Origin of the sequence: Archangium gephyra (assembly GCF_042230915.1) — a bacterium.
GTDB lineage: Bacteria > Myxococcota > Myxococcia > Myxococcales > Myxococcaceae > Archangium > Archangium gephyra_B.
The window spans coordinates 8,121,050-8,136,796 of the sequence record NZ_CP102578.1 but is presented as its reverse complement, the minus strand read 5'-3'; the positions used below and the strand labels follow the sequence as shown (position 1 = coordinate 8,136,796).

The window sequence follows — 15,747 nt, the reverse complement described above, 5'->3', positions numbered from 1 at the left end:
TTGTCTTGGCGTTACAAGGGCCTGGGACGCATCTTCCTGGTTACGCGAAGCCGGCATGCCGCCGCGCTGGCTCACTGGGAGGACGTCCATGGTTGCAGCCCTTGCTGGATTGGGCTCGGGAGCGCTTCACGCGGTCTCCGGCCCGGATCACCTGCTGAGTCTGGCGCCCCTCTCCTTGGGCATCGGCCGGAGGGCCTGGCGCGTGGGCCTCATGTGGGGCCTGGGGCATGCGCTCGGCACCCTGCTGTGCGTGGCGGCCGTGGTGCTGGTGGCCGCGGCGCTGGACCTCGACGTGCTGCAGACGTGGGGGGAGCGCATCGCGGGGGGCGCGCTGGTGATGACCGGCATGGTGGGCCTGCGCCGGTGGTTGGCCCACCGCATGCCGGGCAAGCAAGCGGCCACGTCCAAGGCGGGCCCTGCGAGCACCTGGAGCGTGCTCTCCATCGGCTTCATCCACGGCCTGACGGGTGCCGCCGCGGTGCTGCTGCTGCTCCCCGCGGCGGTGGCCTCCTCGGCCGTGTGGCAGGCGCTGTACCTCGGCGGCTTCATGCTGGGCAGCACGCTGGCCATGGCGGCGCTCACGGCGGCCCTGTCGGCCGGCTCGAGCGCCATGCCCCGGCCCGAGGCCCTCCTGCGCCACGTGCCGGCGGTGGCCTCGTTCGGCTCGGTGATGCTCGGCGGCTGGTGGCTGGTGGCGTGACCCGTGGTGTGACTCAATGGCCGCGGAGCACCGTGAGCCCGGCGTCGGTGAGGACGTAGAGCATCGCCGGGGTGCCGTTCGGGTCGTAGATGAGCTGCTTCACCGTCTTGCCCGGGACGTTCGCCACGCGTGAGAGGTTCTTGTTCGCGTCCATCCGCCACAGGCCCGAGCCGGCGGTGCCGATGAAGAGCGAGCCGTCATCGGTGGCTGCCAGGGACGTGAGCCCCTGGGTGGGAAGGCCCTGGAGGCGGGTGCCCTTCTGCCAGGGATTGCCCTTCGAGAGGATGCTCATCTCCCACAGCCCGTAGTCCTTGCTGGCCAGGTAGTAGCGGCCGTCCTTCGTCTGCTGGAAGCCCCGCCAGTTGTCGAACTCGGGCAGCGGGTTGACCTCGGGCAGGTACGAGGACTCCACCTTCATGGGATTGAGCGTCTTGGGCGTCATCGCGTCCCAGAGGCCGAGATCCTCGTTGGGCGTGACGATGCCGAAGGTCCAATCATTGGCGATGAGCACGTCCCCATCCTGGGCGATGCCCACCGCATAGGTGTAGCCGGCGCGCTGGCTTCCGTTCTCCCACCACACCGGGTGGCGGTGGCTGTTGTAGTCCAGCCCGCGGATGCGCGTGACGCCGTGGTTGGTGCCGACATACACCTCGCCCTTGTCGCGGCCGCGCATCACCTTCACGCAGCTGAGCACCGAGCGATCTTCGTCGTACCTCCAGTCATTGGAGTTGTGGATGCCGGTGTTGTTCGGCGGGTTCCAGCTCAGGCTGCCGTCGTGCTTGTCGTGCCGGAAGGAGCGGGTGATGTGCTCCTCCAGGACGACGGTGCCTTCCGGGGTGAGCTTCACCGCGTCCAGGTCGCCCTCCAGGAAGGTGGAGTCCTGGTAGGAGCTGCGCTGCGGGTTGTCGAGCTCCCGCGCGTAGTAGCCCACGTAGGCGCGGCCCGCGCTGCCGCCGCAGATGACGGTGGAGGAGAAGCCCCTGCCGGCCTGGCCCAGGTGGCTCGCCCAGACGGGCTGGGTGGCCCCGGGGCGCAGCACGCCGATGCGGTTTCCGGCGAGCAGCCAGACGTTGAAGGCGTCATCCACGGCCACCGACTGGGGCTGGCCCACGCCGAAGCGCTGCGTGTAGTTGACCGCCGCCTCCTTCGGCCATGGATCCTGCGCGGGTTGCTCCGTGCCCGCGTCCGGCCCGGTGCCGGCGTCCGGAGGCTCCTGGGTGCCCGCGTCTGGGGGCTCCTGGGTGCCGGCGTCCTCCGAGGACTCTCCCGCGTCGGTTGGCGACGTCCCGGCATCTTCCTCGGGCGGAGGCCCCGCGTCGGGTGGAGCGAGCTCCTCCTGCTCCGGGCGTACGGGTTCCGCCGAATCATTGCACGCCCACGCCACCGCCACGCACACCACCGCCCCACACGCTCCCAGCAGTTTCCGGATCACCTTCGCCCCCCCCCGTGCCTCGTAAGGGGGGAGCAAGCCGCATACCGGGCTGAACGGTGGAAAGGAGGGCGCGCGTGGACCTGGATGGGAAAGGGTGTTCCCTCGCGCGCACCGCGCCTCGCTCCCGAGGTGAAGCCAGAGGGCCACGCTTCGCCCAGTTGGGCCACATGCTCCAGGCTGCCAGGCAGCCGAGCGCCGGGTGATCAAGAGTCCACATCCCCGAGGGCCGGGGCCGCGGGGAGGTGGGAGCAAACGGTGCGAGGGTGAGGGCAGGTGTCTACACTGAGGGCATGCCCCGTCTTCGCTCCTTGTCAACTGTTCTGGGTCTCGGACTCCTCGTAGGAGGAGTGGCCCTTGGCGAGTCCACGCCGGTCATCTCCGTGGACCTGCCGTATGACAATTACAACCTGCAGCTGCGTGGAGATGACGTCGTGTCGCGCGACATCCAGCTGCACCGCTCCGACACGGAGATCCGGGGGCGGGCGCTCGGCGGGACGGCGCAGCTCACGTTGAAGCCGGACAAGGCCGCGGGGGTCATCGGCGGCAGTCCCGTGAACCTGAAGGTCCGCCAGGAGGGAGACGCCCTGGTCGCCGAGGGGGGCTTCATCAACGGGCCGGTGACGCTGCGCCTCAGCCCGAGCGACTTCCACGTCTACATCGACCAGTGCACCTACCGGCTGAAGTCCACCGGTGCCGAGGGCTGGTACGAAGGGCGGCGCAGCTGTGACAGCAAGCTGCTGCCTCCGGTACGCGTCTTCGTGCCGCCCGAGCTGCTCTCGCGAGGTCCGGCGGAGCAGGCGGCCCTGCTGCTCCTCGCACTGGCTCCCGCCCGGTAGCCGGAGAGGGGCTCGCCCCCTCCCCAGCCGGGCGGGCTCCGGACCCGTTCACCTCCGGGCCCGGAGCGCACCGCGTCCTAGTTGAGGATCGGCTTGCAGGAGCAACTGGTCATGTCGCACCGCGCGCCCGTGCCGCAGGTGTCACCGCAGTTGGGCTTGCAGACGCACTGGTTGCCCGTCTCGTTGCAGCCGAGCAGCGGGCCGGTGCAGTGGTCCGGCTCGGTCGGGGTGTAGTTCGGGTCGTCCTCGCAGGCGATGCCGCCGTTGGGATCCTTCACGTCGTCCACCCAGTACTGGTACGAGACGGCCACCTGGGTGGCGTCGCTCGCCGGGCGGCAGGCACCGAAGAAGGAGAGGGTGCGCGCGCTGCCGTCGAAGTCGAAGCCGTTGACCGTGCTGCGCGGGATGTTGCCGCTCGCCGTGCAGACCGCCGGGTCACGCACGTTCTCCATGGCCACCTTGATGGAGGCGCCGATGGGCGGCTTGAGGGTCTTGTAACCCGCGTTGCCGATGGCGTCGGCGATGATGGCATCCATCGAGGCGCCGATGGAGGCGGTATCGAGGATGGAGCCGAGCACGCCGCCCGTGGCGTTGACCACCGAGGCGTGGCGCTGCGGGCCGTTCGCGGGCAGCGGGTTGAACTCGCGGGAGGCCTCGGTCGTGGTGCAGGTGACACCCTCGCTGCAGCCGCAGGCCTTGCCGGACGGGCACACGATGCCGTGCACGGTGATCTGCTTGCCCGTCTTGTTGGTGGGCACCAGCACCTCCGAGCGGTTGCCGAAGAACTCCACGAACGTCGAGACGTTCAGGCACTGGCTGCCCGCCTTGTCCTTGCTGCCGCCGGTGCCGCAGTTCTCGGAGCTCGTGGTGTAGCCGGTGGTCTGATCGTCCGCGTCACCGAGCAGCACGACCACGAGGGTGGCGTCCTTGCGGGCCAGGGTGGTGGACTCGGCGGCGGTGGGCTCGGTGCCGGGCGTCATGTCGTCGATGGCCTTGCGGGCCGCGCCGAGCACGCCCTCGCTGCCGTTACCACCCAGGCCCACCCAGCAGCCGCCGTTGACACCCTCGGTGGAGCCGCCGGGGCAGGGCGCGGACTCGGGCGCCGCGGGCAGGCTGCACGTCCCGCCCGTGGTGGCCGAGCACGTGCTGCTCTCCGTGAGCCAGGACTTCACCTTGCTCACATTGCGGGTGAAGCGCCGCAGCTTGGTCACGTTGTTGCTCGTGCTCGAGGTGCCCAGGTGGTAGGCCGAGGTCACCATCGCCATGCGCCAGTCCAGCGACGAGGCGTTGAGCGCGTTGGCCGCGGACTGGGCGGTGGCCGCCAGTGACAGCTGCGAGGTCTTCATCGAGCCGCTGTCGTCCACCACGAAGAGAAAGTCCACCTTGGCCTGCGGGAGCGTGAAGCGCTCGCACTGCACCGCCGTGGGCTCGCCGAACTGGGCGAGCGCGGAGCCATCCGACAGGTCCTGCGCGGAGAAGGCCGCGGGGGTGCTGCGGTTGCTGCCCGTCACGGCCGCGATGGGCGCCACGGCGATGAGCACCACGAGGCTCTGGTTGGAGCGGTGCACGAAGAGCGACTGGAGGCGGAAGTTGCCCGTCACGCCCGCCGCGGCGCTGCTGAGGCGGCCCGTGCTGCCCGGCACCAGCGCGTCCACCAGCTGGTCCGTGCGGCGCTTGAGGTCCGTGGTCGTGCCCGCCTGGTCATAGAAGGCCTGCACGGCCTCGAAGCCCTCCCACGTCTTGAACACCTGGGCGGTGCGGTTGCTCAGCGCGCCCTTGGACGCGATGGCGGGCTGCAGCTCCTCCTCGTCACCGAGCGCATCCGTGGCGCCCGCGGGCGGCGTGGCGCGGAAGGCCAGGAAGGCGATCTTCGTGGTGCTGTCGTAGCCGACGAGGCCCTTCACCTCGGTGCCCGACTTGATCTGCGTGACTTCCGTGAAGGTGGGCGGCAGCGCCAGCCGGATGTCCGGGCCCTCCTCGGACTGGAAGGTCACGGGACGCAGGTTGCTGGCGGTGCACACCTGGCCGGCGGGGCCCGAGGCGTCGCTGTTGCGGGGATCCAGCTCGCCCAGGTCCACGCTGCCATTCTGGTTGTTGTCCTCGGCGCCATCGCTGACGCCGTCGCCGTCGGAGTCCGGGTTGGTCGCGTCCGTGGTGGTGCCGGGGTTGGCGTCCGGGCGGAAGATGCCCTTGCAGTTGGCCTCGTCCAGGTTGGTGGTGGCGCCCGTCTCCACGCCGTCGGAGATGCCGTCCCCATCCGTGTCGAAGCGGCGCGGGTCCGTCTCGGTGGCCTCGCGGGTGCCGCTGGCGTCCTGGTCCTCGCCCTTCACGCTCCCGGCGCTCGGGCCGTCGCGCAGGCCGTCGCAGTCGGTGTCCAGCAGGAGCGGGTGGGTCTCGTCGTCGTCCACCTTGCCGTTGTGGTTGCGGTCCTCCACGCCGTCCAGCAGGCCGTCACCGTCCGAGTCCGCCTTCACGGGGCTCGTCTGCAGCGAGACGTCCGCGTCCGCGGTGATGGTGCAGGAGGTCCCCGTCACCGCCTTGGTGACGCCCACCTCGAGCCCGTCCGGCAGCCCGTCCTGGTCGGTGTCCGCGACGCCGGGGCTCGTCTTCTGGCCGTTGTAGACCGCCTCGAACTCGATCTTGTCGCTCAGGCCATCGCAGTCGGTGTCCTTGGCGGCGTTGTTCGGATCGTTGGGGTCGGTGGGCAGCGGCGTGGGGCCGGTGTCGGTGGGCTGGTCCGGGCCAGGGCCAGGGCCGGGGTTGGGGCCCAGGTCGCACGCGGGTGCGGCCATCAGGCTGATGGCGAGCAGCGTGGCGCTGATCAGTTGTCGCGGATTCATGGAGCCTTCCTCACAGGGGTACTGTGCTGTCTGGGATACCGCCCCCCCGTACGGCAATTTCGAATCATATACGTTGGCGGGCGCGGTCCATCGTGTTTCGCTGGGGCTGGGATTTTACGGCCTGAATCCGATTCCGTTGCCGGTGGGGGATTCCGTCTGAGATGAGCCTCTGCTGCACGAGCGAGGAGCCGGGGGCCCGCCCTGCCAGCGTTCAAGCGCACATACCCAGCTGGAGACAGGCAAAACAAGTTTACATTGACTTTCTTGCTTTCTTGAAAGATGGTGGAAGGCCCGTCGAACAGGAGCAGAGCCATGGTTCCCCCCTCCCGAGACGAAGCACCTCCACATCACTCCCGGACTCCCCGGTGGATCGCACTGGGCTGGGTCGCGGTGCTGGCGGTGGTGGCCTGGCGCCACGTGCCGCTGGCGCACGCCTCGCACTCGCACAACGGCTCGTACCAGGTCCACCTGTCCACCATTCACGACAACAATGGGACGAGCACCACGCCGGGCACCCTGGACGAACAGTACTGCGTCACGTCGCTGACCTCGTCGGTGGACGCCACGCGGATGGCGGGCTTCATCGAGGAGACGCTCGCGAAGCTGGACTTCAGCCTGGTCTGGGATGGGACTGGCAACTGGCGGGTGGACCTGTGGCGCGCGGCGAAGCTCTGCACCCAGTATGACTCGGCCACGCGGGCCACCATCGGCATCGAGTACCACCTGGGCGACTCGTGGTCGTCCCAGTGCGGCGGGGACATCTACAGCTGCGTGGTGCAGGACAACCCCGTGGTGGATCCGGTGAATGGGCATACCCACTTCAAGTGGATGTATTCGTATCTCAAGGCCCAGCACGTCTCGGGTTACGACACCCGCGCGCGCAAGTTCATCAACCACGAGACCGGCCACATCCTGGGCCTGAAGGACCCCGGCTATTACGGCGACTGCATGAACAGCGTCATGCACAACGACCTGTATTCGAGCATGGGCTGTACCGACCCGGTCTGGTACCCGACCACGAGTGACTTCACCTCGGTGAAGAAGATCCAGGACCGCACCAACTGAGAGGGATTGACGCCATGAAAAAGCTTTCCATGCGGGAGTGGGCCCACGTGGCCGCGATGCTGGGTGTGCTGGTGGCCGGAGTGCGGTGTGGAGGCGGGCTGGAAGGGGAGGAGTCCGAGCACGCGCACCTGACGTTGGAGGGAGGATTGCTGGTGGCCGAGCGCGGGGCGCTGCAGGTGTGCGTGGAGGTGGCGCCGTCGCTGGAGGGGCGGAGCGAGGAGTTACTGGGTGCCTTGAAGGGCGACCTGGCGGAAGTGGAGCGGAGCCACCCGGACTGGGGAAAGGCCCGCTATGGCCAGGCACCGGCGAGCGTGCGGCTGGGGTGCCCGGGTGGAGCCCTGCCCTCGGGCCGGCTGGAGGCCAAGGGGGCGATGGTGGGCCCGGGCCTGAGCACGCGCCCCAGCGCCTTCCGCACCTTCGTCTACGTGCTGGATGACGCGAAGGCGGACGAGGTGCTCGGCGGGCAGCAAGCTCTCCGGGCACGGGCCGAGTCCCTGAAGGTGGGCGACCACCTGGTGGTGGAGGTGTCCACCGCCCTGGTGGTGCGTGCGTCGGCGCTCGGCACGGGCTCCTTCCGTGACGCGTGGTTGCCCACCGGCCTGGGATTGAGGCCGTTGAGCGCCACCTCGGAGCCCGCGGTTGTGGATGTCATGCCCAAGTCCTACGACATGGGAGGCGTTGCCAAGTAGACGTTTGGCTCGGCCTGGCGGCGGGCTTGTCTGGAGACAGGATGTATGGGAACAGGGGTACGCCTCGGCGTGAGACTCACGGGTCTCGTGCCGGGGCGTTGTGTATTTCAGCCCTCAGCGGACGTGCTTCGTCGGAGATGGATGACATACGAAAGTGCCACGCTCACGCCCTCCTCGCGTGCACCCCTTTCTGGCTGGAGGCCCAAGATGTGCCGGATCCTGAGATCCCTTGTTCTGACACTTCCCCTGCTGGCCTTGCTGGGGTGTGAGGGGAGCGGTGATCCCGTGGTGGTCGTGGACCCGCCCAGCGTGGTGGTGGGCCTCGAACCGGCGGAGGCGGCGCTGACCCCGGGAGGCACGCAACGCTTCACCGCCAAGGTGTCGGGTGCGAGTGACACCTCGGTGAGCTGGAGCGCGACGGGTGGAGAGATCACCGGGGAGGGTGTGTACGCGGCCCCGGGGACGGCGGGGACGTACACGGTGCGAGCCACGAGTGTGGCGGATACGCGCAAGTACGCGGAGTCCTCGGTGACGGTGACCGTGCCCCCGGTGCTGCCTCCGGCGATCATGCACTTCGCCGCGGTGCCGGCGACGATCAACGCGGGCCAGAGCGCGACGCTGAACTGGGAGGTGGCGGGCGCCACGAGCCTGAGCATCGCGCCGGGTGTGGGGACGGTGACGGGAACGAGCGTGACGGTGACTCCGGCCACGACGACGACGTACACACTGACGGCCACCAACGCAGCGGGGAACACCACGGCCACCACCCCGGTGACGGTGACTGTTCCGGATACCTGGACATCTCTCGTCTGGGCCAACGAGACGCCTGGGAGCTATGACTCGGACGTCTATCGTTGGCTGGATTCAGGCAAGCAGCAGCGGACGGCGGTCCTCACGCGCAACACCGCTCGCGATCCGGGCGGGAGCTACGGCGGCATGCTCCGCCAGTTCCGCTTCTACATTGGCACGACCGAGCGCGTGGCCACGGGCACTGGCTCCAGTGGCCTCTGGAACGGTTGGGGCTACGTGGTGAGCCATTTCGGCAGTGGAGTGAGTCACTCCGCGAACCTCGCGGGCACCTACCGCCGGGTCTTCGTTGGCCGCCACCATGCCATCCACGAGTTCTCCTGGAACATGCCCATCGCCGGCACCTCGGTCAAAGTCACGGTGCACTGGTTCTTCGCCACCGGACGGGACTACCCCGTCTACGCCGTCACCTTCGACACCAGCGCCGCGGGCTCCTCTGGCTTGTCCACCAACGCCGACTCCCGGACGCCTTATGGAGACATCGCCTGGGACGGTGATGGCACCCACGCGTTCGTGGACGGCGTGAAGTGGGGCGACAAGTACAGGTTCTACTCCCGCGACGAACCCTTCACCGCCCAGAGCAAGTGGGACTACAGCCAGCCCAACTCCGTCCCCTACACCATGGCCTATTCCCGCGGTGCCGACGCGGAGATGGGCATGGTGCAGACGCTCGACTGGCTCCAGCACAACACGGGCGGCACCTGGTTTCACGACAACTGGGGCCGTACCTCCGAGTCCCGCGTCGGGAGTTTCGACGGCTGGATGATGCCGCCCAATTGGAACTGGCCCTACCAGATGTGCCAGTACGAGATGCTGGATGCCTACAGCCAGACCCGGAGCAAGCGGCTTGCCTGGGGCTTGATGTACGGCGCCGTGGGCAATCCTGCCTACTATGGTTATGGCTATGGGGGGACGTACTCGGGCCATCCCTACCAGAGCTACTCCGTCTTCATGGTCATGGGTCAGCAGAGCGCCGGGGAAGTCCTCGCCCAGGCAACGCAGGTGGAGCGCATGCTCAAGGCGAAGCTCAGCGCGATTCAGGGCGCGGTGGTGACCTTGGGCCCCCTCGGCGTGGCCCGCACCGACACCGCCACCTATCCGGTGCCCGGGTACAACAGCAACTACGCGGCCTACGAGCTCCAGGCGGACCTGTCCGGCCAGTTCAACGCGACCCTGGATGCCGCCGGTGGAGAGCTGCTGAATCCCCTGTTCCTCGTCCGCTCCGTGGCGGGCGTGCCGGCTCGCCTCTACCTGGATGGCGTGCTGCTCCAGGCGGACGTGGACTACTTCGCCTCCTTCGATTCCAGCACCGGAGTGGTGTGGCTCACCCTCAACCGCGCGTGGAGCGGCAGCCACACCCTGGCCAGCGGCACCTGAGCCATCAGAACCACGTCCCGTCGGTGGTCTCTGCTCGGCGTCTGCATCCCAGGCAGGCCGACCTGCTGGCCGCGCGCCGTACAAAGTTGTCCAACAGTTGGACAACTTTCTGAAGACCGCGCCCGGCAGGGCTGCCCGCTCCGCCCGGCTTCCAGCGGAAGACGTGCGCCTCTGGGGCACCTTCCGGCCGCTCGGCGTGCCGACTGGTCCTACTGTCGGACCAGTTGCTCCCGAGCGCGACCGGAACCTCCCCTCTCTGACAGGACTTGCTTCAACTGGCTTGAAGAAGCGCGGGGGACCGACGCGAGGCTCGTGGGCCTCGCGCCGGGGCACTTCCCGTTCCGGACTACTTCCAGGTGTCGTTGAGCGTCACCGCGCCCGTCGCGGGCGTCGTGGAGGTGCGGTTGGTGCCGCTCTCCCAGGTGACGTTCCCGTTGCCGTCCTTCTTGATGTACTTGTACTCGAAGGACGTCGAGCCGGGCAGGCTCAGCGTCACGCTCCACGTTGGGTAGTTGGCCGGAGAGAGCTGGATGGCGGAGGCGGTGCTCCAGCTGCCGAGCGCGGCGATGCTGCCCACGACGTAGATGTTCTGGCCCACCACGGTGCTGGCCGTCTCGTTGAAGGTGACGGTGGCGCCGGTGGTGCTGGTGGTGACGCCCAGGGCCGCGCTCAGGGCGGAGACGTTGCCCGCCGTGTCCCGGGCACGCACCGTGTAGCTGTACGTGACGCCCGCGCTCAGTCCGTTGTCGGTGTAGCTGGCCGAGCCAGGCGAGCCCACCAGCGAGCCGTTGCGGTACACGTCATACCCGGCGATGCCGCTGGCGTCCGTGGAGGCCGTCCACGTGAGCGAGACGGAGGTGGACGTCTTGGCCGGCGCCGCCAGGCCCGAGGGGACGCTCGGCGCGGTGGTGTCCGAGGACGGTGCGCCCGCGGTGATGGTGCCGGCGTTGAAGGTCTGCACACCCGCGGGGATGAAGTAGTTGAGCCCGCCGTTGTTGTCCCAGGTGCCACTGCCGTTGTTGAAGACGCACTCGAGCTGCGTGGCCGAGCCCAGGTTGACGGTGTACTTCGCGTAACCCGCCACCTCGGAGTCGGGCATGGCGACACCCGGTGACGTCGTCCACGTGCCGCCCGCGGGGCGGTAGTGGATGTACGGGGTGGTGAAGCCCTTCTTATAATAGACGGTGACGGAGCTGCCCGCGCTGGTGGTGACGGAGAGCGCCGTGCTGGCCGCCGAGGTGTTGCCCGCCGCGTCCCGCGCCTTCACGGTGTAGCTGTACGCGGTGCTCGCCGCGAGCCCGCTGTCCGTATAGGTGGTGCCGGTGGGCGTGCCCACCTGCGTGCCGTTGCGGAAGACGAGGTAGCCCGTCACGCCGACGTTGTCCGTCGACGCCGTCCACGAGAGCGACACGGACGCGGACGTCTTCGAGGGCGAGGTGAGGTTGCCGGGCACGCCAGGCGGCGTGGTGTCGACCACCGGGGCGCCCGCGGTAATGGTGCCGGCGCTGAAGGTGGAGACGCCCGTGGGGAAGAAGTAGTTGGTGCCGTTGTTGTTGTCCCAGCTGCCGCTGCCGTTGTTGAAGACGGCCTCGAGCTGCGTGGCCGAGCCCAGGTTGACGGTGTACTTCGCGTAACCGCTCACCTCGGAGTCGGGCATGGCGTAGCCCGGCGACACCGTCCACGTGCCGCCCGCGGGACGGAAGTGGATGTACGGCGTGGCGAAGCCCTTCTTGTAATAGACGGTGCTGGTGTTGCCCGCGCCGGTGGTGACGGAGAGCGCCGTGCTGGCCGCCGAGAGGTTGCCCGCCGCGTCCCGCGCCTTCACGGTGTAGCTGTACGCGGTGCTCGGCGACAGGCCGGTGTCCGTGTAGCTCGTGCCCGTGACGGAGGCCACCTGCGTGCCATTGCGGAACACGTTGTACCCGGCCACGCCGTAGTTGTCGGTGGAGGCCGTCCAGAGCAGGGCCACCGAGGAGCTCGTCGTGCCCGAGGCCGTCAGCCCCGTGGGTGTGGAGGGCGCGGTGGTGTCCGGTGCCAGGGTGGTGACGGAGAGCGCCGTACTGGCCGCCGAGGTGTTGCCCGCCGCGTCCTTCGCCTTCACGGTGTAGCTGTACGCGGTGCTCGCGGTGAGCCCGCTGTCGGTGTAGCTGGTGCTGGGGCTCGAGCCCACCTGCGTGCCGTTGCGGAAGACGTCGTAGCCCGTCACCGCCACGTTGTCCGAGGCCGCGCTCCAGGTGAGCGTCACCGAGCGATCCGTCTTCGTGGAGGCCGCCAGGCCCGTGGGCGTGGAGGGCGCGGTGGTGTCGATCACCAGGAACGGGTGCGTGCCCTGCACCGTGCCGTTGGCGTCCTCGAGGTACTTGCCGCCCACCAGGTTGTACTTGCCCGCGCCGACGTAGACGGACTGGATCTCGCTCCGGGTGACGTTGCCCCGGCTGTCGGTGGCCTCGATGTAGTAGTCGAGCAGCTGGTCCCGGTAGTTGCCGAGGTAGACGTAGTAGAGGTCGCCGATCTCCTGCGCGGGCACCTTCGCCATGACGGGCAGGTAGGCGGGCTGCCACGAGACGCCGTTGATGACGGGCTTCAAGTCCCTCCGGGTCAACGGGTAGTCCACCCAGGCGCCCACGCGCGTGGTGTCGATGTTGGGTACGCCCGCGGCCTTGAGCGCGGTGGGGTCATACACCTTGGGGGTGTTGTCCAGCGGATCGACGCTCTTGTTGGTGTGCACGCGGACACGGGCCTTGATGCTGGTGATGCCGTTCACGTCGTACGCGTAGGTGTAGAGGGCGAAGGTGTTGTTGAAGTGGTGGAGCGTCCAGCCCTCGGACTTGTCCGTGTTGGCGCTGCCCGGGTTGTAGGGCCAGCGCTGTGGCCACCAGACGGACGGGCCCGTGCGGTCCAGCGTGAGGCGGTCCTGCACGTAGGGCTTGGAGAAGTAGAGCGACTGGTTGAAGGCCAGCGTGGGCTTGACGATGTCGTCCTGGTTCTCGTCGTAGTAGCCGAAGCCCGAGTCCATGGCCGGCAGCAGGAAGTACCAGGCCAGCTCCGCCGGGTTGGCGCCGCCCGCCCAGTCGTTGGCCGGGTCTCCCTTCAGCGGGAAGGACATCATCCACGGGTTGAGCTGGTTGCCCGCGTGCGTCACCTGGCTGTCCAGCGTGGTGGTGGGCTTCCAGTGGTTGGGGTGAGCGTCGAGCCAGATCTGCTCGGCCGTCTTCGCGTAGTTGAGCGAGGCCTGCAGCAGGGCGAAGTTGCGCTCCAGGTAGTGCCAGCCGTGCTCGAAGGAGACCGTCATGCCCTCCTGTACGCCGGAGAGGTTCGTCTTGGGCGCGAGGTTGAGGCCGGTGGCCGAGTTGAACGCGGGGAACTGGCCCTTCCAGATGCCGAAGGGCAGCTTCCAGTGGTGCCACTGCGGGTCGGACGAGGAGTCGCGCGTGTCCACCCACGAGCCGTCCTGCACGTGCACCACGTCGGTGGCGGGCGGCGTGTTGTTGACGAGGTACTCGCTGATGCCCAGGCACTGCACGCCGTTGGTGCAGGTGACGCTGCGCCCGTTGTACCAGGTGGTCTCCGAGCCCGCGCGCCCGCCCGAGTTGTCTCCGTCATGCGCGATGACGAAGAACTGCTTCTGCGGCACCAGCCCCTCGAAGCTTCGGAGGTTGACCACGTCCACGGTGGCCTCGCCCTCCCAGCCCTCGAGCCAGGAGCCGTTCTGGTTGACGGGGATGCCTACCACGCGCGACTCGGCGCCCGTGGCCGGGTCCACGTAGCGCACCCAGTGTGGCGTGGAGGCGAACGGGTACTTGTTGCGGATGGTCTGCTGCTCGTGCGCCATCTGCAGGCTCACCCAGCTGCCCACGTTGCTGGTGTTCTGCAGGTCCGCGCGGTTGGGCGGCGACACCAGCGTGTCCGAGCCCGGATCGTTCAGGAAGGGGTAGTCCTTGAGCGTGCGCGAGAAGTGGTTGTCCCCGATGACCGACCACTGGATTCCCAGCTTCGTCAGCGTGGGGATGATGCGCTCGGAGAAGCCCAGCTCGGTGGGGAAGAAGCCCTTGGAGGACTGGAAGTTGCCGCCCAGGAAGTAGGGCTGCGCGAGCGTGGCGCTCTGGTAGACGAGATCCTTGAGGAAGTAGTCCGGCCCCACCAGCGGCCCCATGGAGTGGTGGCCGGTGAAGTGGATGAGATCCAGCGTCCGGTTGCCCGCCGGGGTGCGCAGGGTGTTGTACCGGTCGCGCCAGGGCGAGCCCCAGCTCGTGTTGTTGTAGCCGGGGACGTTCTGCAGCGCGTTCAGGTCCTGGACGTTGTTCACCACCGCCCCGGACATGGTCACGTGGACCTGCCCCGTGGGGGCGTTGGTGTTCATGTCCGCCGCGACGCTCGCGGGCCAGTACAGGTAGGCGCCCGTCTTCGCGTTGTGCGAGTAGTAGGTGACCAGGTCGTCGTGCGGCATCGGCGCGCCCGACGGCAGGTAGTAGGTGTAGTTGGACGGCGGGCTCTGCTTCAGGTTGATGACCTGGCCGTCGTACGTGTAGCGGATGGCTCCGCCCACCGGCGTCGACGCGTACTTGCTCACGTCGTAGTACGGCCAGAAGTTGGGCATGTGGTTGTGGTAGACGTGCGACGCGGCGATCTGCGCGCGCGCCGGTCCGGCCAGCAGCAGCGCCGCCACGGCGGGCAGCAGCAACGGTTTCAATCGGTTCACGGGGCTCCTCGGTGGAGTGGGGTAGCGCCGGGGCGATTAGCGGGGCTTACGGTTTTTGTCACTTTTTTCTGCAATTCAGTTTTATTTAGGAGCACACATGAAGAAGGCGTTCTGGGTGTGCGCGCTGCTCTCGGTGGCGGCGTGTTCCGAGAAGCAGGGGAGTGGGGCCGGGCAGAGCGCGCAGGACAAGGAGGCGGCGGCCCTGGCCGGCAAGGACGAGAAGTGCCCGGGCGGGACGGTGAAGGGGTGCCTCGACGCGGGCACGGAGGCCGAGCGCAAGGGCGACTCGCCGCGCGCGGTGGAGATGTACACGCGGGTTTGTGACGCGGGCGTTGCACGGGTGTGCAACGTGCTGGGCACCTTCGTCTGGCAGGGACGGGGCGTGAGCGCGGACCCGGCGCGGGCCTATTCGCTCTACAAGCGCGCGTGTGACGGAGGGGATGCCGCGGGCTGCTTCAGCGCGGGCATCTGCCACCGCACCGGCACGTGCGCCGAGAAGAACGACGCCGAGGCCAGGAAGTTCATCCAGCGTGCGTGCGACGGCGGTGACAAGCGGGCCTGCGCCAACCTGGGCAGCCCCTGAAGGCCCGCCCGGCGGCGATCAGGTGGACGGCGGGTGCTTCACGGCGTGGTGGTGCCCGCCTGAGCCGGCGCGGGGGGCGCTGGCTGCGCGGCCTTGGCGGCCTCGGCTTCGGCCCGGGCCTTGAGCTGGGCCTCGCGCTCCAGGCGGTTCTTCGCCTCCTGCTCCGTCAGCGTCTTGATGGTGGCCAGGCCCTGCTCGAAGTCCTTGCCGATCATCCCGTCCATGTCCACGAACAGGGAGAAGGCCTTGCCCAGGAAGGTGTTGTGCCCCTCCATGGCCCAGCGCACCGTGATGCTGCCGTCGGGCGCCGGCTGGAACGTGAAGAGGGTGGTGTTCGTGGCCGGCCAGGGCTTGAGGAACTCGAGCTGGATCTGGATGGACTCGTAGAGCTTCGCATCCACGATGGTCATCCGGCCCTTGCCGACCTCATCGTTGCCGGACCAGGTGTAGATGGCGCCGGGACCCGCGAAGGCGCCGTCGAAGTCCGTCTGCATCTTCGGGTCCTTCCCCGCCCAGGGAGACCAGAACTTCCACTTGTGGAAGTCGTTCACGATGCCGAAGGGGAGATCGACCGGGGCGGCGATGGTGATGGACCGCTCGACGCGGAAGGTGGACGGCCGCGAGGCCACCACGGCACCTACCCCGATGAGGGCGACGACGAGCGCGAGGGAAATCTTCTTGAGCATTTCGTCTCCTGAGAAGCGGGGTGAACCGTATGT

10 protein-coding genes are annotated in these 15,747 nt (G+C 68.3%); 6 read left to right on the top strand and 4 right to left on the bottom strand.

Annotated elements, in window-relative coordinates:
• Positions 1-88: 88 nt before the first annotated feature.
• The gene (locus NR798_RS31745) at positions 89-700 is read left to right on the top strand and encodes a hypothetical protein (RefSeq protein WP_375766272.1); all 612 of its coding nucleotides are present in this window, start codon (positions 89-91) and stop codon (positions 698-700) included.
• Positions 701-713: 13 nt separating this feature from the next.
• On the opposite strand, the gene NR798_RS31740 is transcribed toward NR798_RS31745, so the two are convergent.
• Positions 714-2,132, bottom strand: a complete 1,419-nt coding sequence (locus NR798_RS31740; RefSeq protein ID WP_375766271.1) for a hypothetical protein — start codon at positions 2,130-2,132, stop codon at positions 714-716.
• A gap of 347 nt (positions 2,133-2,479) precedes the next feature.
• Here NR798_RS31740 and NR798_RS31735 point away from each other — a divergent pair, with 347 nt between their 5' ends.
• Complete coding sequence (locus NR798_RS31735) at positions 2,480-2,968, top strand: hypothetical protein (RefSeq protein WP_375766270.1); 489 nt, start codon at positions 2,480-2,482, stop codon at positions 2,966-2,968.
• Positions 2,969-3,045: 77 nt separating this feature from the next.
• On the opposite strand, the gene cglD is transcribed toward NR798_RS31735, so the two are convergent.
• Positions 3,046-5,808 carry an adventurous gliding motility lipoprotein CglD gene (cglD, locus tag NR798_RS31730; RefSeq protein ID WP_375766269.1) on the bottom strand — a complete coding sequence of 921 codons (2,763 nt, stop codon included), beginning with the start codon at positions 5,806-5,808 and terminating at the stop codon, positions 3,046-3,048.
• A gap of 312 nt (positions 5,809-6,120) precedes the next feature.
• On the opposite strand from cglD, the gene NR798_RS31725 reads away from it, so the two are divergent.
• The 3 genes from NR798_RS31725 (at position 6,121) to NR798_RS31715 (ending at position 9,746) form a co-directional block, all read left to right on the top strand.
• A complete protein-coding gene (locus tag NR798_RS31725; RefSeq protein WP_375766268.1) occupies positions 6,121-6,873 on the top strand; it encodes a hypothetical protein in 753 nt (250 codons plus the stop codon).
• 14 nt (positions 6,874-6,887) lie between these two features.
• Entirely contained in the window at positions 6,888-7,562 is a 675-nt protein-coding gene (locus NR798_RS31720) for a hypothetical protein (protein ID WP_375766267.1), read from the top strand.
• Positions 7,563-7,847: 285 nt separating this feature from the next.
• Positions 7,848-9,746: a hypothetical protein gene (locus NR798_RS31715; RefSeq protein WP_375766266.1), complete on the top strand. Its 1,899-nt coding sequence runs from the start codon at positions 7,848-7,850 to the stop codon at positions 9,744-9,746.
• A gap of 346 nt (positions 9,747-10,092) precedes the next feature.
• Here NR798_RS31715 and NR798_RS31710 read toward each other — a convergent pair whose 3' ends face one another.
• On the bottom strand, positions 10,093-14,445 hold the full coding sequence (locus tag NR798_RS31710) for a carbohydrate binding domain-containing protein (RefSeq protein WP_375766265.1): 4,353 nt from the start codon (positions 14,443-14,445) through the stop codon (positions 10,093-10,095).
• A gap of 97 nt (positions 14,446-14,542) precedes the next feature.
• Between NR798_RS31710 and NR798_RS31705 the strand changes: the two genes are divergently transcribed.
• Positions 14,543-15,028, top strand: coding sequence for a tetratricopeptide repeat protein (locus NR798_RS31705; protein ID WP_375766264.1), 486 nt, complete (start codon positions 14,543-14,545; stop codon positions 15,026-15,028).
• A 38-nt stretch (positions 15,029-15,066) separates the two neighbouring features.
• On the opposite strand, the gene NR798_RS31700 is transcribed toward NR798_RS31705, so the two are convergent.
• Positions 15,067-15,714, bottom strand: coding sequence for an SRPBCC family protein (locus NR798_RS31700; RefSeq protein ID WP_375766263.1), 648 nt, complete (start codon positions 15,712-15,714; stop codon positions 15,067-15,069).
• Positions 15,715-15,747: the final 33 nt, after the last annotated feature.

Bases quoted from the DNA above. Each gene is read 5' to 3' on its own strand.
- NR798_RS31745 (WP_375766272.1), top strand. From the start codon at position 89: ATGGTTGCAGCCCTTGCTGGATTGGGCTCGGGAGCGCTTCACGCGGTC.
- cglD (WP_375766269.1), bottom strand. From the start codon at position 5,808: ATGAATCCGCGACAACTGATCAGCGCCACGCTGCTCGCCATCAGCCTG.
- NR798_RS31725 (WP_375766268.1), top strand. From the start codon at position 6,121: ATGGTTCCCCCCTCCCGAGACGAAGCACCTCCACATCACTCCCGGACT.
- NR798_RS31720 (WP_375766267.1), top strand. From the start codon at position 6,888: ATGAAAAAGCTTTCCATGCGGGAGTGGGCCCACGTGGCCGCGATGCTG.
- NR798_RS31705 (WP_375766264.1), top strand. From the start codon at position 14,543: ATGAAGAAGGCGTTCTGGGTGTGCGCGCTGCTCTCGGTGGCGGCGTGT.
- NR798_RS31700 (WP_375766263.1), bottom strand. From the start codon at position 15,714: ATGCTCAAGAAGATTTCCCTCGCGCTCGTCGTCGCCCTCATCGGGGTA.